Origin of the sequence: Streptomyces coeruleorubidus, assembly GCF_028885415.1 — a bacterium.
GTDB lineage: Bacteria > Actinomycetota > Actinomycetes > Streptomycetales > Streptomycetaceae > Streptomyces > Streptomyces coeruleorubidus_A.
In genome coordinates this window covers 3,966,437-3,987,314 of record NZ_CP118527.1, presented here as the reverse complement: position 1 = coordinate 3,987,314, position 20,878 = coordinate 3,966,437, and the positions used below count along the sequence as shown (strand labels likewise).

Below are 20,878 nucleotides of genomic sequence, written 5' to 3'. Positions count from 1 at the left end.
CTCAGTCCGTCTTCACGATCTGGAAGGCCTCGGCGAGGCGGCCCGGTGGCAGGCCGCCCGCCCTGGCGTGTTCGGTGAGCCAGTCGCGCAGCAGGCCGGCCAGGTCGTCGAAGTGGGCGGTCTGCGAGGTGTGGATGCGCAGGGCGTCGACCTTCCGGTCGAAGACGGCCGTGACGTCGACGTACTGGTTGGGCCTCGGCCCGGTCATGAGCCACAGCTCGGGGACGACCCAGGGTTCCAGGCCCTCGTCCTTGAGGAGTTCGGGGTGCGCGAACGGGTTGCGCGCCTCGGGGTAGACCGCCCGCAGGGCCGCGTCACCGACGGCACGGTGGTCGGGGTGCAGGTCCGCGACCCGCGCCCAGTTGATCTCCGGGCTGGGGACGATCGCGCGCGTGGGCCGTACCTGGCGGATCACGCGGCACAGGTCGCGGCGCAGTTCGACGCTCGGCTCGACGAAGCTGTCGGGGTAGCCGAGGAAGCGGACCTCGTGCACTCCGCTGAGCTTGGCCGAGTGGACCTGTTCCGCGCGGCGCAGATCCGCCATCGCCTGGCGCGGCAGCCGCTCGTCATAGCCTCCCGCGTCGCCGTCCGTGACGATGCAGTACGTCGCGCGGGTGCCGCGCGCGATCCACTGCATCACCGTGCCGCTCACGCAGAACTCGATGTCGTCCGGGTGCGCGGCCACCACGAGCAGGGTCTCGGGAGCGCCGCGGTCGGGGGAGTCGGCCTTGAACTCGTCCATGAGGCAAGCCTGTTGACCACACGGCAGGGCGACAAGGCGTTGCCCGTGGCGTGTCTGCGACATGGCACTTACGTGCCAGCCAAAGATTTGGTAGATTCAAAACATTGGTGGATACAAGACCCCGGAGGTACCGGCATGTGCAGGATCTTCGGCTCCTTCGCCGCGGCGGCCACAGGCCCCGAGCTGGCCACGGTGTCGGCCCGGCAGCGCCACGGCGGCCCCGACGAGCGCGGTGTACTCGCCGGACGCGGCTGGTCGCTCGGCTGCGACCGGCTCGCCGTCACCGACCCGACGGGCGGCTCCCAGCCCTTCCGGCTGCCGACCGCACCAGGCATCACCGCCGTCCTCAACGGTGAGATCTACAACCACCGTGAGCTTCGCCGGCACCTGACCGCGCGCGGCCACCGCTTCCCCGACGCCTGTGACGGCAGCCTCCTGCCCGCGCTGTACGCCGAATACGGCCCGGCCTTCGCGGACCACCTGGACGGCATGTTCGCGATCGCCGTCCTCGACCTGCGGGGGCCGCTGCCCCAACTCCTCCTCGCGGTCGACGAGATGGGCATGAAGCCCCTGCACTACCACCAGGGACCCGATGGCGCGCTGCGGTTCGCCTCCGAGATCCCGGCGCTGCTCGCCTTCGACGAGGTGCCGGCCGATCCGCGCGAGGAGACCCTCGACACCGTACTGGCCACCAAGACACCCTTCGGCACCGAAACCGCCCTGCGCGGTATCCGCAACCTGCCACCCGGCGCCACCGCCGTGGCCCGCGGCACCGAAGGCCTGCGCGTCCTGCGCCGTCGTCCACGTCAGGCCGCACCGGCACCGGCTGCCGGCGTGCTGGACACGCTGCGCCGTGAGGTGCACCGGCTGGCCGAAGCCGATGCCCCGATCTGCGCCGTCACGAGTGGCGGCCTGGACTCCGGGCTCGTGACCGCGCTCGCCGCGGAGCACGCCGCGCCGCTGCACACTTTCCACCTCGGCTACCGCGGCCGCTGGCCGGACGCCGAACACACCTACGCCAAGGCCGTGGCCCGGCGTGCCCGCACCGTCCACCACCAGGTCGACGTCGACCCCGCCGAGTTCGCGTCCCTGCTCACCCGGACCATCCGGCACCTGGGCCAGCCCAACGCTGATCCCATCACACTGAGCACCTACGCACTCTTCCGGGCCGTGCGCGCAGCGGGCTTCACGGTGGCCCTCACCGGAGACGGCGCCGACGAACTCTTCGGCGGCTACGACCGGGTGCGCGCCGCCCTGGCCGCGCCCGAGGGCACCGACTGGACCGCGGCGTACGTCGACGCACTCGGCGCCGCTCCGCGCCTGACGCGCGAGTGGCTCTACACCCCCGACTACCGGGCCTTCATCGCCGAGCACGGCTCCGCCGCCGACCGGATCACGGCCGAGCTGCGTGCCTCTCGCGCCGACCGCGTCAGCACCCTCACCGGCTTCGAGACGCGCTGGAGGCTGCCCGCCTACCATCTGCGCCGCGTCGACCACCTCAGCATGGCCTGGGCGGTGGAGGCCAGGATTCCGTTCTGCCAGTCGGCCGTCGCGGCGGTGGCCCGCGGACTGCCTGCCGAGCAGCGGCACGGCAAACGCGCGCTGTACGAAGCAGGGCGCGACCTGCTGCCGCAGACCGTGCTGAACAGGCCCAAGCAGCCCTTCACCTTGCCCCTCGCCGCCATGCTCGCCCCCGGAGGCCCGCTGTTCGAACCGGTGCGTGAACTGCTCGCACCTTCCCGGCTGACGCGGACCGGGCAGTTGCGGCCGGAGCGGGTGCGGGCGTTGCTGGCCCGGCACGCGGCACACCCCTCGCACCAGGACGCCCTCACCCTGTGGGCGCTGGCCGTGCACGAGTTGTGGACCGAAGTCGTCCAGGGACTGCGGGTCTCCGTCGGCTGCGCGGCGTGATCGGCGACATCGTCCAGGCCGAAGGCGCGCCCGGGCCGACCCTCGTGCTGCACAGGGACCGGCTCCCGGCCGGCGCCCTGGCGTCGTGCGCGGAACTCACCGTCGTACGGCGGTGGCTGGAGCGTACGGGGCGCGGCCACATCCGCAAGCTGGCACTGATCGGGACATCCGCCGATCCGTCGTACGACCTGGACTACCGCTTCGTGCAATGTCTGCCGGACGGCTTCGACTTCCGGACCGGGTGCGGCCACTCGTTGCTCGCGGCCGTCGTCGGCACCGGACGGCTCGGGGCGGTGCGGGTGCGGGCGGTGACCACCGGGGACACGGTGGTGTGCGTGCCGGAGCCGCACGGGACGTACACGGTACGGCTGGAGCGATTCGCCGCGCGCGCGGACCTGCTGCCCACCGGCCGCCCCGCCGACCGGCTCCGCGGGCTCACGGTGTCGATCGTCCGGTACGGCAATCCGTACGTCTTCGTCGACGCCCGCGACCTCGGGCTGGACTCGGAGCACGCGCTCTTCACCGCGGGGCCGGCGGTGCTCGGGCGGCTGATCGCGGTGCGGGCGGCGGCGGCCCGGCTGCTGGGGATGCCGCCGCGGGGCGCGCTCCCCAAGGTCGCGGCGGTGGGCTCCTACCGCCCCGGGCGGTTGTCGGTCCGTGCGGTGACGGTCTCCGGCTGGCATCCGGCCCTGGCACTGACGGGGAGCGTGTGTCTGGCGGCGGGGACGGCCGTTTCGGGGACGCTGCCCTCGCGCCTGGCCCACGACAGCGACCCGGCGTACGAGGCGTGCTCCCGCGCGGCTCGCTCCTTGCGTCTCGACACCCCCTCCGGCCCGGTCCGCGTCTCCACCGGGGCGACGGCAAAGCGGCTTCGGCATGTCGCCGTCCACGACAAGCGTGCCCGGGTGCTCGAAACCGCCGTGCCGCTTGACTGGCGTATCCGCGTCACGGCGTGAACGCGCACCCGCTCAGGGGCTGGATGCGGGGCCTCTCTCTGCCACCCTGGTGATCGGTCAGCAATTCCCGCCAGGCATTCCCGCCAGGCCCAGGGGAATTCTTCTCTGCTGCGTCCCGACCGGGGGGAGCGATCTCCAGGATGAAATTCGAGAATCTACGCGTCGTGGTGACCGGGGCGTCCCGGTATTTCGGGCGGGCGATCGCCATTGGATTCGCGCACCTGGGTGCCGAGGTATTCGTATCGGCCCGCACGGTCGAGGCCGCGGAACACACCCGTACCGAAGTGCTGGGCGAGGCGAGGAACCGCATTCACGCGTTCGGCTGCGATCTGAGCCGGCCCGCCGAGATCAGGGACTTCGCCCGGCAGGTCGGTGAGCACACGGACCGCGTGGACCTGCTCGTCAACAACGGCGCACGCTGGCTGGACGGCTTCGAGCTGGAGGGCGCCTCGGACGACTCCATCGTCGAGACCATCGAGTCCACGGCGGGCGGCACGGTGCTCATGGTCAAGCACTTCCTGCCGCTGCTGCGGGCCTCCAAGCGCCCCGACATCGTCAACATGGTCGCTGTCTGCAGCCTCGGCGGAGCGGCCGATTCCCCGGCGCACGAGGCTTTTTACGCCGCCAAAGGCGCCCAGGCCGGGTTCGCCGACATTCTCGCGCGCCGACTGCGGCCTTCCGGCGTACGCGTCTTCTCCCTCTATCCGCCCGACTTCTCCACCTCCGATCCACGCTCTGCGGAATGGGAGGGCATCGGCAGGGGTGCGCAATATCCTGATGAGAAGCTCACGACCCAGGCCCTCTTCGAATGCATCGTCTACGCGGTCGAGCAACCACGTGACTGCTTCATCCGCTCGTTCCATTTCGAGCCCCGCTGAGCGCCCGCCGTCCAGCGGCGTTCACCTGACCGCCAAGGAGCCTTCGTCCATGAGCACCCCACTGTGGATCACCGCAACCCCGCCCGACAGCGACGGCGAGCTGCACATCGGGCACCTCGCCGGCCCCTACGTCGCCGCGGACGTGCTCAGCCGTCACTTGCGTGCCGACGGGCAGTCCGTGCTGTTCACCACCGGCACCGCCGATCACGCCGACTCGGTCGAGTTACGGGCGCTGCGCGGTGGACGCAAGCCGGAGGAGGTCGCGGAGGGCTTCCGCGCCGCGATCACCGCCGACTGGCTGCGCTCCGGCGTGGAGTTCGACCACATCGTCCAGCCACGTCGTGACCGTGGCTACCGGCGCTGGCTCCAGGACCTGTTACTGGACCTGTACGCGCAGGGCGTCATCGCACCCCGCACCCGCATGCTGCCGTACTGCGAACCCTGTGACCGCTGGCTGCACGGCGCCCATGTCACCGGCGTCTGCCCGCACTGCGGCACGCGCGGCGACGGCGGCCTGTGCCACACGTGTGCCAGGCCGAACGACGGCGACCTCATCGACCCGGTGTGTGCCCTGTGCGGTTCGCCGGGGCGGCCGCGCCGCTGCCGTCGCCTCTACCTTCCCCTGGAGCCGCTGCGCGATCTGCTCGCCGACCACTGGAGTTCCGCCGGGCTGCCGCCGCGCTTGGCCGTGCTGTGCGAGAGCCTCATCGAGGACGGCCTGCCGGACGTGGCCGTAGGGCACCCGGGGGACTGGGGCGTTCCGATCCCCGTCGACGGCTTCTCCGGGCACCGCATCGCCGCCTGCTTCGAATCCGCCGCGATGCACCTGTTCGGCTACGGCTACGACAACAAGCCCCTGCCCGAACGCACCATCCACTTCTGCGGGTTCGGGCACTCCTTCTGCCACGTCGTCCTGCTGCCCGCGATCCTCGTGGCCCGCGGCGTCAAACTGCCGCAGGAGATCCACGTCAACGAGACCTACCGCCTCGACGTCGAGGACGCGCGGGGGCCCGACGGCAAGCCCATGGTGTGGGCCCTCGACCTGCTCACCGAGTTCGGCTCGGACACGCTGCGCCGTCACGTCCTGACGGCCAGGCCGCTCGGCCGCCGCACCGACTTCCGCCGCGAGGAGCTCGACCGCACCCGGCAGATGCTGGACGGCACCTGGAACAGCTGGCTCAACCGGTTGTTCGCCGCGGTACGCGAGGAATGCGCGGGGCGGGTACCCGACGCGGAGCCGGGAGGCGACGGATGGGAGGCGTTGGAGCGCCGGCTGCACCGGGCCGCGCAGGACGTGCGCGAGGCGTACGGGCCCGAAGCCTTCGATCCGCGCCGCGCGGTCGCGGTCCTGGACGAAGTGGTCCGCTGTGTCACGGACTTCGGATACGTCAACGTCTTCGAACGGCGCCGGCCGAGCGGAACCGGACGTCATCTCCGGCCGATCATGGCCCAGTTGGCGGTGGCCTCGGCGCTGACGTCCTGGGCGTGGCCCGTCATGCCCGAGGGCGCGGCGCGGCTGGCACAGGCGCTGCGGCTCACACCCGGAGGGCCGGTGACGCCAGAAGCGCTTGTCCCACCGGCTCCGGGTACGCGGCTGGCCCCGCCGTCCGGACCCGTCTTCGGCTTCTGATCACCCGGTAAGCCGTTGTGCCCACCCGCTCCGCCCGGCGGAGCGGGTGGGCACAACGGCTTACCGGGCATCACAGCTGAAGGAGCTCCCCTCGTGTCTCTGCGCGTCGCCATGCTCAGCGTCCACACCTCGCCGCTCCACCAGCCCGGCACGGGCGATGCGGGCGGCATGAACGTCTACATGGTCGAACTCTCCCGGGCCCTGGCCGAACAGGGCGCCCGCGTCGACCTGTTCACCCGCTGCCGGGGCGAGGGGCACCCGCCTCGCGTCGAGATCGTTCCAGGCGTGCAGGTACGGCACCTGCACGCGGGTCCGTGCCGTGCCCTGCCCAAGGAAGCCATGCCCGGGCTGGTGCTGGAGTTCGCCCTCGCCCTGCTGAAGGCAGGTGCCGGCAATCCGTACGACCTGGTGCACTCGCACTACTGGCTGTCGGGTCAGGCGGGCAGCCTCGCCGCCGGGCAGTGGCAGGTCCCCCTGGTGCACACGATGCACACGATGGCGCGCGTCAAGAACGCCTCCCTCGCGCCCGGCGACAAGCCCGAGCCGGAACTGCGCGTCCACGCGGAGAGCGGACTCGTCGCCACCGCTGACCGGCTCATCGCCAACACGCCCGAGGAAGCGATCGCGCTGCAGAACCTCTACGGAGCAGCGCCGCACCGCACCGATGTCGTGACGCCGGGAGTCGACACCCGGACGTTCCACCCCGCCGACGGCAGGAGGGCGGCACGCGCCCGACTGGGCCTGCCGCAGGAGGCGTTCGTCCCGCTCTTCGCCGGTCGTATCCAACCGCTCAAAGGCCCTGACGTCCTGGTCCGCGCCGTGGCGGAACTGCTGCGGGAGGCACCGGATCTGCGCCGAAGGCTGCTCGTGCCCGTGGTCGGCGGGCTCAGCGGCTCGGGCACGCGGGTGCCCGGCGAACTGCGTGAGCTGTGCGGGCGGCTCGGTCTGCTGGATGTGGTTCGTTTCGAACGGGCCGTGCCGCAACGGGAGCTGGCGGAGTGGTACCGGGCGGCCGATGTACTGGTGGTGCCCTCGCGCAGCGAGTCCTTCGGCCTGGTGGCCCTGGAGGCGCAGGCCTGCGGCACGCCGGTGCTGGCCGCGGCCGTGGGCGGACTGCCGACGGCGGTGCGGGACGGAGAATCGGGACTGCTCGTAGGCGGACACGAGCCGGGCGAGTACGCGCGCAGACTGCTGTGGTTCGCACGGCATACGGCGGCGGCGGAGGCCATGGGGGTGGCGGCCGAACGGCACGCCCAGGGGATGAACTGGTGCGCCGCGGCCCGGCGGACGCTTCAGGTGTACGAGCGCGCGCTGGAGAACAGGGGCGCGAGGATGGGGCAGAGGCGGCGGCACGCCCCTGCCCCGGCGGCCGCTCCCTCCTGGAGGAACGGAAGGGCCGCAGTGCCAGCTTAACATTCCTTTGGTGCGACCAAAAGTATGGCTCGTTCCAAATGAGGTTCGGTGACCGGATTCTGGTCGGATTCCCTTGGGATGTCATATCCGCGCCATGACATATCCACGACTTGTGGAATCGTAGATTCCCCCTCGCGAGCGGGTGATGATGAATATGTCTTCGACGGGGCCCGGCGGCACGGGCCTCGAAGGTGGAATTCCATTGACATCCTGGAGGAAAAAGTGTCTGCAGCTGTGCGCGCCACCGGATTCCGTATTGCTCGCCAGTTCACCCTCGCTGTGATTCTCTGCGCGGCCGTCGCGGGCGGCGCCGTGGCGACCGCCCTGCCGGTCGAGAACTCCGTCTCGCGGCAGGTGGTGGCCGGCAGCGCGGACAACAACTGGCCGGCGGTCCCGATGACGACGCAGGACAACAACTGGCCGACGGCATCGATGTCGACGCAGGACAACAACTGGCCGAGCAATTCCTCTGTCCTGTAAGGAACGCACGGAAAAGGGCCCCGGAAGCGCCGCGCGCAGCGGCTCCCCGGGGCCCTTTCCTATGGGCCGACCAAGCTGCCCGATGGCTTCTCAGGCGGCTCGGCAGTCGGGGCACAGCCCCTTGAAGACGATGTCGGCGTCATTCACCTGCCAGTCCGTGAGGTCGTCTCCGGGAGGGACCGGTGCCACGTGGACGACATTCTGCACGCGTCCGCATTTGACGCACAGTGCATGCTGGTGCGGTGGACCCGAGAGTTCGAAGACGGCCGGCCATCCGGGGCGCTCGAATTTTGTCACCAGGCCGGTGTCCAGAAAATGCCGCAGCATTTCATAGACGGCCTGGGACGTCAGCGTGCCCAGGCGCTCCCGGGCCGCGGCGGTCAGTTCCTCCACGTCGAGGTGGCCGCCGGCCGTCAACACCTGCAGCACCTCCAGACGGGGGCTCGTCACGCGCAGACCGACATCGCGGAGCTGCTGGATCGCCGCTTCGCGCTCGTTCGCCACTGCTTCGCGTGTCATCTCTCCGCCGCCTGGTGAGACCAAAAGTTTGAATGAATCGTACCTCTTGTCCCCACCGGAGTGCAGAGAGCCGACAGCCGCCGGGGCAGCCGTCTGCGGGCTGTCAGTCGAGCCAGCCCAGCCGGGAGGCGCGCACCCCTGCTTCAAAACGGCTGGACGCGCCCAGCTCCTGCATCAGCTCGGAGATCATCCTGCTGACGGTGCGCAGGGAGACGCCGAGGCTGCGGGCGACCTTTTCGTCCTTCATGCCGGAGGCGAGCATGCGCAGGGCCGCGCGCTGCTGTTCGGTGAGTCCGTCGCCCCCTCGCGCGGGCTGAGCCTGCTCGCCGTACGGGGTCGCGGTGTGCCAGCAGTGCTCGAACAGAGTCAGATAGGACCGTACGAGGGCAGGGCCGCGGGCCAGGATGGCCCCCGCTGAGCCGTCCTCGGGGTCGGCCGGGAGCAGGGCGAACTGCTCATCGGCGATGATCATGTTCATGGGCACGACCGGGGAGAGGCGTACCTCGACGCCCAGTTTCGCCTTCATCCTCAGATGGTCGGCGTCTTCGGGGACCGATGTGAGGCGCTGATTGAAGATGGAGCGAACCTGGACGCCGTTCTCGATCTGACGCCGATCACGGTCGAGCGCTCGCTCGGGAATCTCCCTGCCGCGCGCGATGGGATGCATCGAGGCGAGGCGGTGCTGCACGGTGTCCGTGATGTCCTCGAGCACCTGTTGGATACGGCGGTAGTCGCTGATGATCTCGACCTCCACGCCTGCCGCCTGGGCCAGTGTCTCGGTGCGCAGGAAGTTGCCGGCCAGTGTCTGCAGGGTGTGGTGTGCCTGGTCGGCCTGATCGAGGTGGTTGCGCAGCCGGGTGCGCTCCCGCTCCAGCAGTCTGATCAGAGCGATCTCGGGGGCTATGACGGTGACCGAGTCGCTTTCCGCCTCCGATGCCTTGCCCGCGTCCAGTTCGAGGCGGTTGTCGTGGAGTCGCCCCGTCGGGACGACCAGGCCGAGGCCGAGTAACTCGTTGCGGCATCGATCACGTTCGTCGTCCGACAAGTCCATCTCGAACGCGACTTCCCGGAAGCTGGACGCCCCTCGCGCTCGCAGTCTCCGGTAGAAGGCGAGAGCCAGATCAGTGGATTGAGTCCCTGTTCTGCCACTGCCGTAGACCACTGCGAAGCGCCCCCTCGTGATTCTTCGAAATGCCCCGATCACACCTTGTCACACAAGGTGCTCAGGATCTCCGAGTCATCTTAGTAATGTGACGGGCGTCACTCGGAGGGGTGGCACACGAGGAGGACGCTGTGCGTCCGCTCGTCGAGCCACTGCTGCCGCTGGTCGGCGATGTGCAGGCCGGCGGCCCGCAGTTCCCGCAGCAGGTCTTGCTGATTCACGATCCACTTGTCGGTGGTCGCGATCGACCGGCGGATCCGGGTCTTCCCCGAGCGCTCGATGAAGTAGGTGATCTGCTCGCTCATGGTGGCGAGGTCGAAGACCTGACGGGCCACGACCCACTCGGTGACCCCGTCGAACCGCGGCACCTGGAACGCCCAGGTGCGGCGGGGGTGTTCGGCGAGACCCGCCGCGTCATGAGCCGTGTAGTCCAGGGCGAGTGCGCCGTCCGAGCCCAGGTGGGCGGCGATCTCGCGCAGGATCCCGGGGCGGGCGTGCGGGGGGATCGCCGCGATCATCGCCCCTGCCAGCAGGGTGAGTCGGTAGCGCCGGTGCAGGCGCAGGTGGGCGAGATCGGCGCGGGTGGTGGTGACCCGGCCGCGGACCCGCGGGCCGACGCGATCGGCCCAGGCGCGCAGTCTCTCCAGGCTCGGGGCGTCCCGGTCGACCGCCTCGACGGTGAACCCGTGGCGGGCGAACGGGACGGTGAGCCGTCCGGCGCCCGAGCCCAGGTCGAGCACGGGGCCGCCGGTGGCCCTGGCCAGGGCCAGATACTCCACGATGTCGCCGCTGAACGGCCCCAGCAGGGCGTCGTGCAGCCACAGCTGGTCCTCGGTGTGGGGGGCGAGGGACTCCAGACCGGGAAGCCAGGCGCACAGCGCGGGGGAGGCGGTGGTGATCCGGGACGGCGGGACCGGGCCGAGCGCAGGCGTCACCGGTGTGCCGGTCTGTGTGTACATCGCTCCTCCAGGTGGCTCGACCGGTCCTGCCGTCCGGGCGGGCCCCGTGCCGCCGGGACCGCGCCGCGGCACCATCGTGTCCGGAAGCCTTTACGCCGGGCCAGCCTCCACGGATGCGCGTTCACGCCAACGCGCGTCTACGCCAAGGACGTCGGACTTCATGAGCGATGCGTACGTCGAATGCGCGACTGTCACATGCCCCGGCTCAACCGCCGTCCCGCGCCCGTGAAGCCGTGAACCGTGTAGAAGGGCAGTGCGGGGTCGGCCTCCGTCGGCAGACTGACCGACTGACGCCGGGCGTCGTGCCTTCGCATGCGCTCGGTGAGAACGGACAGCAGCGCACTTCCGATCCCGTCACGGCGGCGCTCGGGTGCGGTGCACAGCACGTACAACTCGCCCTCACCCGGGGCGGGTACGCCTCCGGCGGCCGCGCCGACGACCTGGTCGGCCTCGGCGGCCACCAGCCAGCCCAACCAGCTCGGCGCGCCACCAGGAACTCCTATTTCCGCGCTGATGCGGGGGAGTGAGCAATTCACGCCCACCAGGCGTTCGACGGCGTCCTTTTCCAGAGTTCCGGTATAGCTCTCGCGTATCACGGCGGCGAGCAGCCGGGATACGGCGGCCGCCTCGGCAGGGACGGCGGATCGCACATCAATCGCGTGCATCAGCTCTGCACCCTCCCCCGGGGCGAACCACTCAACCGGTGATACCCGGAACGGAACAGCAAGCCAGGACAAGCGGAGTCAGGGCTGCCGCCGCGGTGAGTGCCACACACACTGTCCGCAGTGTCGGAGAGCATGCGGCGTGCGGTGTGAGGATGCGGCGCATGCGCAGCACAGCCGACGGCCCGCCCGCCGCGAAGGCCATGTGGGGCGCCTGGCCGGATGCCACCGCGTACAGGGCGGTGGCGAGTGCGTCCCGCGAACACCGGCGCAGCGCCCGGTCGTCGGCTGCCATCTCGAGCAACAGCGGCACCTCGGTGCGAGCGAGCCGGGCCAGTGGCAGTCCACGGAAAATGGCACCGAAGGCCCCGGCCGCGGCCACCAGCAGATGGTGGCGGCCGGCGATGTGCGCCCGCTCGTGTGCCAGCACCGCTGTCATTTGCTGTCCGGTCAGGACCTGAAGTGCCCCCGAGCTGACCACGACTTCAGGTGCGCGGCCCGGCAGGCAGTACACGGCCGGGGTGTCGTGCTGCAGCACCGTGGCACCCAACTCCGGTCGCCTGTTGCCGACGAGGCGCAGCAGTTCGGCGTGACGTACCCGCAGGCGCCTCGCGCTCAGGAGTTCACGTACGAAGGCGACAGCGAAAGCCGCGGGCACGCAGGCAGCCGCGAAAAGGCCCGCCCACACGCGGGTGTCCACGCCTGCCAGGCCGTCCGGAGGGAGAGGCCCGCACTGCGTGCCGCCGGAAACGACGCAGGCCTCGGTGAGGCGGGACAAATGGTGGCTGCTCGCTGTCGGAAGCAGGAGTTGCAGGGCCGTCATGGACACGGAAGCGATGAGGGACAGTCCGAGCAGGATCCACACCGCGAGAGCCAGCCGGGGTGTCCGGTGCGCCCAATGGCTGCGGGCAAGCGCCCTCGCCAGCGACACCCCGGCCACCAGGGCGATGGTCACAGGCGGCAGCACGTGATGACCGGGCACGAACAACCCGTCCGAGTAACCGAGGAGTTCGGTCACGAGGGTGCTCCGGGCTCCTCGGCGCCCCCGGGGGCGCCGCCCATCGCGCGCAGTGCGGCAGTCAGCGCGGACACGTCCTCCGGCGACATGTGCTCCACGAATCGCTGCAGCGCGGCCTGGCGGTCCTGGGTGTTGCCGAGCGCGTCCTGCATGAGGGCGGCGGTGTATTCCTCACGGCTGCGCTCGGGTTCGTACAGCCAGGCGCGGCCGGCCTTCTCGCGGCGGAGCAGGCCTTTGCGGTGGAGGATGTCCGCGACCGTCATCACCGTCGTGTAGGCCACGGGACGCATGTGATTGATGTCGTTGACGATCTCCCGGACCGTGGCGGGGCGCCCCCAGCGCCAGAGCCGGTCCATGATTTCGGCTTCGAGGTCACCCAGCCGTCGCACCCTTTCCCCCTCTTCTTCCCCGTCACCGAGGTGCCTCACATCGTATGGCACCCCCCGTCCGTGAAGGATGGTCACACAGGCGTCGCGCATACCGGTAGGGGGTATGTTGCCTCCATGTTCTCATTCAGCAGGGAAATCGCCGTCGGAGCCGCGAAAAGCCCGTGCGCGAAGGTCTGCGGAAGCGACCTGGGCGGCGCCGAGCTGGTGCTGTTGCGCCAGGTGCTCGGCCTGTGTCTGCGCCTCAGCCTCCGGCTGAGCGCCGGCTGCCCCGCGGGCAAAGGAGTCTGAGCAGCGCCGGGCCCGGGCGGTTCAACCGCCCGGGCCCGGAAATCTGGAGGTCACGCCCGTACGAGCCGGGCGATTGCCTTGGACGCCTCGTTGACCTTGGTTCTGGCCTGCTCGCCGCCCTCCACGATGGCCTCCGTGACGCAGCAGTTGAGGTGCTCGTCCAGCAGGGCCAGCGCGCAGGACTGGAGCGCGGCGTTGGCGGCGGCGACCTGGGTCAGGACGTCGATGCAGTAGGTCTCCTCCTCGACCATGCGCTGCAGTCCCCGCACCTGGCCCTCGATCCGGCGGAGCCGTCGGAGAATGACGTCCCGATGGGTCTGCTCTGCGGCCACGGCGGCCTCCTTCCCGTCCTGGTTGGCCGCTTCAGCGGTCGGCGGGCTGGAAGCCGCGCAGCCGCAGGCTGTTGCCGACCACGAAGACCGAGGAGAAGGCCATGGCCGCTCCGGCGATCATCGGGTTGAGCAGTCCGGCGGCGGCGAGCGGCAGGGCGGCGACGTTGTAGGCGAAGGCCCAGAAGAGGTTGGACTTGATGGTGCCCAGCGTCTTGCGGGACAGGCGGATGGCGTCCGCCGCGACCCTCAGGTCGCCTCGCACGAGCGTGAGGTCGCCCGCCTCGATCGCGGCGTCCGTGCCCGTTCCCATCGCCAGGCCCAGATCGGCCTGGGCGAGTGCGGCCGCGTCGTTGACACCGTCGCCGACCATGGCGACCGAACGCCCCTCGTCCTGCAGGCGCTTGACGACATCGACCTTGTCCTGCGGCATGACCTCGGCGATCACGTGCTCGGGTGCGATGCCCGTCTCCGCGGCGACCGCCTCGGCGACCGCCTTGTTGTCACCGGTCAGCAGGATGGGGGTGAGGCCGAGCCCGCGCAGCCGCCTGATGGCCTCCGGGCTGGTCTCCTTGATGGCGTCGGCGACCTCCAGGACCGCGCGGGCCTCGCCGTCCCAGGCGACCGCGATGGCCGTTCGCCCGGCCGCCTCGGCCTCGGCCTTGGCGCGCTGCAGCACCGCCGGCAGGGACATGGCCCACTCGTCCAGCAGCTTCTCCCGGCCGACGAGGACCGCGTGGCCCTCGACGATGCCCTGGACACCGAGACCGGCGATGTTGGCGAAGTCCTCCGGGACGGGCAGTGCGCCGACCCGGGCAGCGGCGCCGGAGGCGACGGCCTGGGCGATGGGGTGCTCGGAGGAGTGCTCGAGAGCGCCCGCGAGGCGCAGGACCTCGTCCTCGTCGGTGCCGTCCGCGGTGTGCACGGCGAGCAGGGTCATCTTGCCGGTGGTGACGGTGCCGGTCTTGTCCAGGACGATGGTGTCGACCTTGCGCGTCGTCTCCAGGACCTCCGGGCCCTTGATGAGGATGCCGAGCTGGGCGCCGCGCCCCGTGCCGACCATGAGGGCGGTCGGCGTGGCCAGGCCCAGGGCGCACGGGCAGGCGATGATCAGGACGGCGACCGCGGCGGTGAAGGCGGCGGTCAGTCCGGCGCCGTTGCCGAGCCAGAAGCCCAGAGTGCCGAGCGCCAGGGCGATCACGACCGGGACGAAGACCGCGGAGATCTTGTCGGCCAGCCGCTGTGCGGCGGCCTTGCCGTTCTGCGCGTCCTCCACCAGCTTGGCCATGCGGGCGAGCTGGGTGTCGGCGCCGACGCGGGTGGCCTCGACGACCAGGCGGCCGCCGGCGTTGAGCGTGGCGCCGGTGACGGCGTCCCCGGTGCCGACCTCGACCGGCACCGACTCGCCGGTGAGCATGGAGGCGTCCACGGCGGACGACCCCTCGACGACCACACCGTCGGTGGCGATCTTCTCGCCGGGCCGCACCAGGAACCGGTCGCCGACCTTCAAGTCGCCGACAGCGATGAGCTCTTCCCGGCCGCCACGCAGCACCGTGACGTCCTTGGCGCCGAGCTCCAGCAGGGCCTTCAGCGCCGCCCCCGCCTTCCGCTTGGAGCGAGCCTCGAAGTACCGCCCGGCCAGGATGAAGGCCGTGACACCCGCCGCGGCCTCCAGGTAGATGTTCCCGGCGCCGTCGGTGCGGGCGATGGTGAGCTCGAAGGGGTGGGTCATGCCCGGCGTGCCGGCCGTGCCGAAGAACAGCGCCCACAGCGACCACAGGAACGCCGCCGCGGTGCCGACGGAGATCAGCGTGTCCATCGTCGCGGCACCGTGCTTGGCGTTCGTCCAGGCGGCCTTGTGGAAGGGCCAGGCGGCGTACGTCACCACGGGCGCCGCCAGCGTGAGTGAGAGCCACTGCCAGTACTCGAACTGCAGCGCCGGGACCATGGCCATCGCGATCACGGGGACGGCGAGTGCCACGGCGGCGAGCAGCCGCTGGCGCAGCGGCCGCAGCTCGTCGCTCTCCGCCTGCGCGGAGCCCTCACCGGACGCGGAGTCGTCGGAGCGGGCGGTCTCGGGCCGGGGCTCCTGTGCGGTGTAGCCGGTGGCCTCGACCGCCGCGATCAGGTCCGGGACGGTCACGTCCTCGCGGTAGGTGACCTTCGCCTTCTCGGTGGCGTAGTTGACGGTGGCCTCGACCCCGTCCAGGCGGTTGAGCTTCTTCTCGATCCGGGCGGCGCACGAGGCGCAGGTCATGCCGCCGATGGCGAGTTCGACCTCGGCGGCGCCGGGCGTGGTGGTGGTCATGTCTGCTCCTCGGAGCTCACGGACGCGATGCGCGACTGGAGATGCGCGACTGGAGATGCGCGCAAGACGAGATGTGCGAAAGAAGACAGGGAGAACGGGGGCCGCGAGGGTGTGCGGCCCCCGCCCGGCTCGTGGGTCAGGCGGCCACGCGGCCGGCGAAGTCGTAGCCGGCCTCGTCGACGGTCTTGGCGATCAGCGCGTCGAGCGCCTCGTCGGGCTCGGCCGCGGTCGTCACCGTGACCAGGCCGGTGCCGATCTCGACCTCGACCGCGGCGACCTCGTCCAGGCCGCCGACCGCCTTGGCGACGACGCCCTGGCAGTGTGCGCTGCCCACGCCGCCGACCTTGTAGGTGGTCTTGATCTCCGTCGTGGTGTGGCAGCTTCCGTCAGGGGTGCAGCAGTTCGACACGGGTCCTCCGCAACTAGTGGTCTCATACCCCTAGGGGGTATCTGCGACGACTCTAGGTATACCCCCGCCCCGTATTCGATGGCAAGCGCTGCGCGAACTTGACTTAGTACCCCCGGGGGGTATGTTGAAGGTGTCGGTCGCATGCACGAGCGGCCCGGAGAGACAGGAGTGGGTCATGAACACCGGACTGCGGATCACCGTCTTCGCCGCCGCGCTCGCCGCGACGTTCGGCGCCGCCTACGGCGTGGGCGGCGCGGTCGGCCCGATCTCACCCGAGCCGAAGAGCGGTACGCACAGTGACGGCGAAGGCCACGTGTCCGCCGGGCACGGGGAAGAGGCGGCCGGGCACCACGAGGCGAAGGCCGGCGGCCACGAAGCGGAACCGCCAGGAGGCCTCCAGATCTCCGGGAACGGCTACACGCTCGATCTGAAGACCCCGCGCGTCGAGGCCGGCAAGAAGACCGACCTGCGCTTCGCCGTCGTCCAGGACGGGACCGGACGCAAGGTCACGGCGTACCAGCGCGAGCACGGCAAGGATCTGCACCTGATCGTCGCCTCACGCGACCTGACCGTCTACCGGCACCTGCACCCCGCCCGGGCCGCGGACGGCACCTGGTCGACGCCCGTGAACCTGCCCGAGGCCGGCGGTTACCGCGTCTTCGCCGACTTCAAGCCGAAGGGCGGCGAGGCGCTCACCCTCGGTGCCGACCTCGCGGCGTCCGGGCCGTACGAGCCCGGCGAGCTGCCCGAGCACAACACCACGGCGAAGGTCGACGGCTACGAGGTGAAGCTGCGCGGCGCGCTGACCCCCGGCAAGGCCGGCGAACTCACGCTGACGGTGGCAAAGGACGGCAAGCCGGTCCGCAACCTCCAGCCCTACCTGGGCGCCTACGGCCACCTTGTCGCCCTGCGCTCCGGCGACCTCGCCTACCTGCACGTCCACCCCAATGGCGAGCCCGGCGACGGCAAGACCGAGCCCGGCCCCGACGTCTCGTTCACGGCGACGGCGCCGAGCGCCGGCGCGTACCGCCTGTTCCTGGACTTCCAGCACGAGGGCAAGGTCCGTACCGCGGCCTTCACGGTGCATGCGGGCGGCGCGGTGGCCGAGTCCGGGCAGCCCGCGCAGACCAAGCCCGCCGAGGAAGAGGCCGGGCACGCACACTGAGGTGCGGACCGGTGGCCGACCACGGCCGGCGAGCCGCTAGGATCACGGCATGGTTACGGCTTGGTCGCCCTGGCGCAGCGTCAGGACCCGCTCCGCCGCGGGTCCGTTGCCCCGCGTGCTGGCCTTGGCCGTGCTCCTGTTCGGTGTCCTTGTGACGCACGGCGTGCACGTGGAGAGTGCCCAGGGGCACCTCTCCACCATCGCGGCGGTCCCCGCCGCACCGTCGGCCGACGGTGTCCGCCACACAGCCGTCGAGCCCGCGCCGCCGTTCGCCGCGGAAACCGACGATCACCGTGGCGGCCATGAGCCGTCACATCCCGGCGAGCACTGCGTGTCCGGGCAGCCTCAGCAGGGTTCGGCCCTGGCATCGCCCTGCTTCGCAGCGGCCGTTCGCGCATCGTCCGATTCCTACGACGCCTCAACCGTTCGGGGGCCGGCCTCCGGTGGCCCCATGGACGGCGCGTCTGACATAGCTCTGAGAGCAGCCTCCGTGGTGCAGCGGGTCTAGAAGTACGAGTTCCTCCGACCGGCTCGTCGAAGCCGTCCTGCCCCCACCCATGTCTGCGCCTCGCTCCGTCCCTTGCCGGAGACGTGGCAGCAGCGCGGAGGACCTGTGCCGACACATACCCGTACGCTCACGCACACCCCATCGGCCCCGTGCGGCTCTCCCCTGTGGCGCCGACTCGTCCCGGCGATCCGCGGCGCCCTCGTGATGGCACTCGTGCTGTGCGCCGTCGTACACGGCGTGCCTCAGGAGACGCACGAGTCGGTGTCCGCGCCTGCCGGATTCCCGGCGATGGCCGCGGGCGAGCACCCTCATGGGCCCCATGGCCCCCACGACCCCCACAACCCCGGGGCCGCGGACTGTGCGGCCGACGTGATCGTCCGGACGGCGCTCCAGCCGGTCGACGAGCTTCCCCCCGGTGCGATGGCCGTCGTCGTACTCGTCGCGGTGTCACTGGCTGCGGGGAGAACCCTCATACGGCAGCCCTGCCGCAGACGTCGCAGCGCACGCACCGGCCGCGTGGCACTCGTCGTCACATCGCGGTGGCGGATCTAGACCACTCGCTCGCAGCCGACCGACCTCACGGCTGCCGCGTGCCCAGGGTGTGTGCCCGGACCCCACGGTCCGCGTCTGTCGCCTCGCCACGGGACGCGAGATGAACCCGCACCGGCCTTTCATCGAGCGAGAGTGAACACACAGACATGCAGTCATTGACCAAGGCCGCGATCCCCTCGGGCCGGTCCACCCTGTCCGGACTGGTCGGCAACACCCCGCTGCTGCGGGTGTCGGAGCCGCTGGCCCCGGCCGGACGTGGCTTCTGGGCGAAGCTCGAAGGGTTCAACCCCGGCGGCATCAAGGACCGTCCGGGGCTGCACATGGTGGAGCGGGCCCGGGCCCGTGGCGACCTGCGGCCCGGCGGACGGATCATCGAGTCCACCAGCGGCACCCTGGGCCTGGGGTTGGCCCTGGCCGGGATGGTGTACGGCCACCCCGTCACCCTGGTCACCGACCCGGGGCTGGAGTTGTCCATGACCCGGCTGCTGACCGCGTACGGCGCCCAGGTCAACGTCGTCTCCGAGCCGCACCCCACGGGTGGCTGGCAGCAGGCCCGCCGCGACCGCGTCCAGCGACTGCTGGAACAGCACCCCGGCTCCTGGTGCCCGGACCAGTACAGCAACCCCGACAACGTCGCCGCCTACACCCCGCTGGCCCTTGAACTCGCCTCCGAGATGGGCCACATCGACGTACTGGTGTGCAGCGTCGGCACCGGCGGCCACTCGGCCGGCGTCTCCCGGGTCCTGCGCCAGCTCTACCCGGAGCTGACCGTCGTCGGCGTGGACACGACCGGCTCGACGATCTTCGGCCAGCCCGCCCGGCCCCGGCTGATGCGCGGACTCGGCTCCAGCATCTACCCCCGCAACGTCGCCTACGAGAACTTCAGCGAGGTGCACTGGGTCGCCCCGCACGAGGCCGTGTGGACGTGCCGCCAACTGGCCGCCTCCCACTACGCCACCGGCGGATGGAGCGTCGGCGCGGTCGCGCTGGTGGCCGGCTGGCTGGCGCGGACGATGCCCGCGGACGCACGGATCGTCGCGATCTTCCCCGACGGCCCGCAGCGTTACCTGGGAACGGTCTACGACGACGACTACTGCGCCGCCCACGGCCTGCTGGACTCCCCACCGGCGCCCGAACCGGAACTGATCGGCCGCCTGGACGAGAAGGAGGTCACCCGCTGGACGAGGTGCACCACCGTGGTCGACCCCCTCACCCTGCAAGGCGCGGAACAAGACGTCGCCCAGGACGCTTCGGGCGTCGGGTCCGACTCCGTGGAGGAGGACCGGTGAAGGGGCTGCTCACCCAGGTTCGGTCCTACGAACGCAGCGTCCAGCTGTTGATGGTCAACCAGTTCACCATCAACCTCGGCTTCTACATGCTGATGCCCTATCTGGCCGCCCACCTCTCCGGCACCCTCGGGCTGGCCGGCTGGATCGTGGGACTCGTTCTCGGCGTACGGAACTTCAGCCAGCAGGGCATGTTCCTGGTCGGCGGCACGCTCGCCGACCGGCTCGGCTACAAGCCGATGATCGTCGCCGGGTGCGTGCTGCGCACCCTCGGCTTCGCGACGCTCGGACTGGTCGATTCCCTGCCCGCCCTGCTCGCCGCCTCCGCGGCCACCGGGCTGGCCGGTGCGCTGTTCAACCCGGCCGTACGGGCGTACCTCGCGGCCGACGCGGGCGAGCGCAGGGTCGAGGCGTTCGCGTTGTTCAACGTGTTCTACCAGGCAGGCATTCTGCTGGGCCCGCTGGCGGGCATGGTGCTGACCGGCGTCGACTTCCGCGTCACCTGCCTGGTGTCCGCCGCGATCTTCGCGCTGCTGAGCGTCGTACAGATCCGCGCGCTGCCCGCCCGCAGGCCCGAGGACGCCAAGCGGCAGGACAGCGACGGCGGTCAGGGCGTGCTCGCCCAGTGGCGCGGCATCCTCGCCAACCGGCCGTTCCTGCTCTTCTCCCTCGCCATGATCGGTTCGTACGTCCTGTCCTTCCAGGTCTACCTGGCGCTGCCGCTGGAGGTGCGCCGGCTCGGCGGCGACGGCGAGTTCGGCACGGCGGCGGTCGCGATGCTCTTCGCCGTCTCCGGGCTGACAACGATCCTCGGTCAGACGCGGGTGACGGCGTGGTGCAAGGCGCGGTACGAGCCCGGGCAGGCGCTCGTGCGCGGGCTGGCGGCGATGGGCCTGGCCTTCGTGCCCCTGCTGCTGGCCACCGCCGTGCCCGTACCGGAGTCCCGGATCGGGCTGTGGCTGCTCGCGGCGGTTCCACCGACGCTCGCCGCGCTGCTGCTGGCCATCGGCACGATGATCGCCTACCCGTTCGAGATGGACACCATCGTCCGCCTCTCCGGTGACCGCCTCGTCGCCACCCACTACGGGCTGTACAACACGATTTGCGGCATCGGTATCACCGTCGGGAACCTCGGCACGGGCGCCGCGCTCGACGCCGCGCGGGCGGCCGGGATGCCGGCGCTGCCGTGGATCTCGCTGATCGCGCTCGGCCTGGCCTGCGCTGCCGCGCTGTACGGGCTGCACCGCACCGGTCGACTGGCGGCGCAGCCCGCCTCCGAGCCGCTGACCGCGACCGTCTGACCCACCGGTCCTC

21 protein-coding genes are annotated in these 20,878 nt (G+C 70.9%); 11 read left to right on the top strand and 10 right to left on the bottom strand.

Features of this window, described 5'->3' with window-relative positions; genetic code table 11:
• Position 1 precedes the first annotated feature (1 nt).
• The gene (locus PV963_RS18380; RefSeq protein ID WP_274816822.1) at positions 2 to 742 is read right to left on the bottom strand and encodes a PIG-L deacetylase family protein; all 741 of its coding nucleotides are present in this window, start codon (positions 740 to 742) and stop codon (positions 2 to 4) included.
• Between the two features lie 135 nt (positions 743 to 877).
• Here PV963_RS18380 and asnB point away from each other — a divergent pair, with 135 nt between their 5' ends.
• From asnB to PV963_RS18350, 6 genes are all read left to right on the top strand, one after another.
• Entirely contained in the window at positions 878 to 2,653 is a 1,776-nt protein-coding gene (gene asnB, locus PV963_RS18375; protein WP_274816821.1) for an asparagine synthase (glutamine-hydrolyzing), read from the top strand.
• Positions 2,650 to 3,609, top strand: a complete 960-nt coding sequence (locus PV963_RS18370) for a PrpF domain-containing protein (RefSeq protein ID WP_274816820.1) — start codon at positions 2,650 to 2,652, stop codon at positions 3,607 to 3,609. Before asnB ends, PV963_RS18370 begins: the two co-directional genes overlap by 4 nt.
• 140 nt (positions 3,610 to 3,749) lie before the next feature.
• Positions 3,750 to 4,487: an SDR family oxidoreductase gene (locus tag PV963_RS18365; RefSeq protein WP_274816819.1), complete on the top strand. Its 738-nt coding sequence runs from the start codon at positions 3,750 to 3,752 to the stop codon at positions 4,485 to 4,487.
• A 49-nt stretch (positions 4,488 to 4,536) separates the two neighbouring features.
• Positions 4,537 to 6,117 carry a class I tRNA ligase family protein gene (locus tag PV963_RS18360; RefSeq protein WP_274816818.1) on the top strand — a complete coding sequence of 527 codons (1,581 nt, stop codon included), beginning with the start codon at positions 4,537 to 4,539 and terminating at the stop codon, positions 6,115 to 6,117.
• 69 nt (positions 6,118 to 6,186) lie between these two features.
• Entirely contained in the window at positions 6,187 to 7,530 is a 1,344-nt protein-coding gene (gene mshA, locus PV963_RS18355; protein ID WP_425541022.1) for a D-inositol-3-phosphate glycosyltransferase, read from the top strand.
• A 222-nt stretch (positions 7,531 to 7,752) separates the two neighbouring features.
• On the top strand, positions 7,753 to 8,010 hold the full coding sequence (locus tag PV963_RS18350; protein ID WP_274816817.1) for a hypothetical protein: 258 nt from the start codon (positions 7,753 to 7,755) through the stop codon (positions 8,008 to 8,010).
• Positions 8,011 to 8,100: 90 nt separating this feature from the next.
• Here the strand turns inward: PV963_RS18350 and PV963_RS18345 are convergent, their stop codons facing one another.
• From PV963_RS18345 to PV963_RS18320, 6 genes are all read right to left on the bottom strand, one after another.
• Positions 8,101 to 8,529 (bottom strand): Fur family transcriptional regulator, encoded by a 429-nt coding sequence (locus PV963_RS18345; RefSeq protein ID WP_274816816.1) that lies wholly within the window; start codon positions 8,527 to 8,529, stop codon positions 8,101 to 8,103.
• A 103-nt stretch (positions 8,530 to 8,632) separates the two neighbouring features.
• On the bottom strand, positions 8,633 to 9,580 hold the full coding sequence (locus PV963_RS18340) for a helix-turn-helix transcriptional regulator (RefSeq protein ID WP_274816815.1): 948 nt from the start codon (positions 9,578 to 9,580) through the stop codon (positions 8,633 to 8,635).
• A 209-nt stretch (positions 9,581 to 9,789) separates the two neighbouring features.
• Positions 9,790 to 10,650 carry a class I SAM-dependent methyltransferase gene (locus PV963_RS18335; protein ID WP_274816814.1) on the bottom strand — a complete coding sequence of 287 codons (861 nt, stop codon included), beginning with the start codon at positions 10,648 to 10,650 and terminating at the stop codon, positions 9,790 to 9,792.
• A 191-nt stretch (positions 10,651 to 10,841) separates the two neighbouring features.
• A complete protein-coding gene (locus tag PV963_RS18330) occupies positions 10,842 to 11,315 on the bottom strand; it encodes a GNAT family N-acetyltransferase (protein WP_274816813.1) in 474 nt (157 codons plus the stop codon).
• Positions 11,316 to 11,346: 31 nt separating this feature from the next.
• Positions 11,347 to 12,330, bottom strand: a complete 984-nt coding sequence (locus PV963_RS18325) for a M56 family metallopeptidase (RefSeq protein WP_274816812.1) — start codon at positions 12,328 to 12,330, stop codon at positions 11,347 to 11,349.
• Positions 12,327 to 12,719, bottom strand: a complete 393-nt coding sequence (locus tag PV963_RS18320) for a BlaI/MecI/CopY family transcriptional regulator (protein ID WP_274816811.1) — start codon at positions 12,717 to 12,719, stop codon at positions 12,327 to 12,329. Before PV963_RS18320 ends, PV963_RS18325 begins: the two co-directional genes overlap by 4 nt.
• A gap of 114 nt (positions 12,720 to 12,833) precedes the next feature.
• On the opposite strand from PV963_RS18320, the gene PV963_RS18315 reads away from it, so the two are divergent.
• A complete protein-coding gene (locus PV963_RS18315; RefSeq protein ID WP_274816810.1) occupies positions 12,834 to 13,007 on the top strand; it encodes a hypothetical protein in 174 nt (57 codons plus the stop codon).
• Between the two features lie 50 nt (positions 13,008 to 13,057).
• Here the strand turns inward: PV963_RS18315 and PV963_RS18310 are convergent, their stop codons facing one another.
• The 3 genes from PV963_RS18310 to PV963_RS18300 all read right to left on the bottom strand — a co-directional run bounded on the left by PV963_RS18310 (position 13,058) and on the right by PV963_RS18300 (position 16,053).
• Positions 13,058 to 13,339: a metal-sensitive transcriptional regulator gene (locus PV963_RS18310; RefSeq protein ID WP_274816809.1), complete on the bottom strand. Its 282-nt coding sequence runs from the start codon at positions 13,337 to 13,339 to the stop codon at positions 13,058 to 13,060.
• A gap of 31 nt (positions 13,340 to 13,370) precedes the next feature.
• Positions 13,371 to 15,644: a heavy metal translocating P-type ATPase gene (locus PV963_RS18305; RefSeq protein ID WP_274816808.1), complete on the bottom strand. Its 2,274-nt coding sequence runs from the start codon at positions 15,642 to 15,644 to the stop codon at positions 13,371 to 13,373.
• A 136-nt stretch (positions 15,645 to 15,780) separates the two neighbouring features.
• Positions 15,781 to 16,053 carry a heavy-metal-associated domain-containing protein gene (locus PV963_RS18300; RefSeq protein ID WP_274816807.1) on the bottom strand — a complete coding sequence of 91 codons (273 nt, stop codon included), beginning with the start codon at positions 16,051 to 16,053 and terminating at the stop codon, positions 15,781 to 15,783.
• 175 nt (positions 16,054 to 16,228) lie between these two features.
• On the opposite strand from PV963_RS18300, the gene PV963_RS18295 reads away from it, so the two are divergent.
• The 4 genes from PV963_RS18295 (at position 16,229) to PV963_RS18280 (ending at position 20,865) form a co-directional block, all read left to right on the top strand.
• Positions 16,229 to 17,218 (top strand): hypothetical protein, encoded by a 990-nt coding sequence (locus tag PV963_RS18295; RefSeq protein ID WP_274816806.1) that lies wholly within the window; start codon positions 16,229 to 16,231, stop codon positions 17,216 to 17,218.
• Between the two features lie 613 nt (positions 17,219 to 17,831).
• The gene (locus PV963_RS18290; protein WP_274816805.1) at positions 17,832 to 18,278 is read left to right on the top strand and encodes a hypothetical protein; all 447 of its coding nucleotides are present in this window, start codon (positions 17,832 to 17,834) and stop codon (positions 18,276 to 18,278) included.
• Between the two features lie 146 nt (positions 18,279 to 18,424).
• Positions 18,425 to 19,567 carry a PLP-dependent cysteine synthase family protein gene (locus PV963_RS18285; protein ID WP_274816804.1) on the top strand — a complete coding sequence of 381 codons (1,143 nt, stop codon included), beginning with the start codon at positions 18,425 to 18,427 and terminating at the stop codon, positions 19,565 to 19,567.
• Entirely contained in the window at positions 19,564 to 20,865 is a 1,302-nt protein-coding gene (locus PV963_RS18280; protein WP_274816803.1) for an MFS transporter, read from the top strand. Before PV963_RS18285 ends, PV963_RS18280 begins: the two co-directional genes overlap by 4 nt.
• Positions 20,866 to 20,878 lie beyond the last annotated feature (13 nt).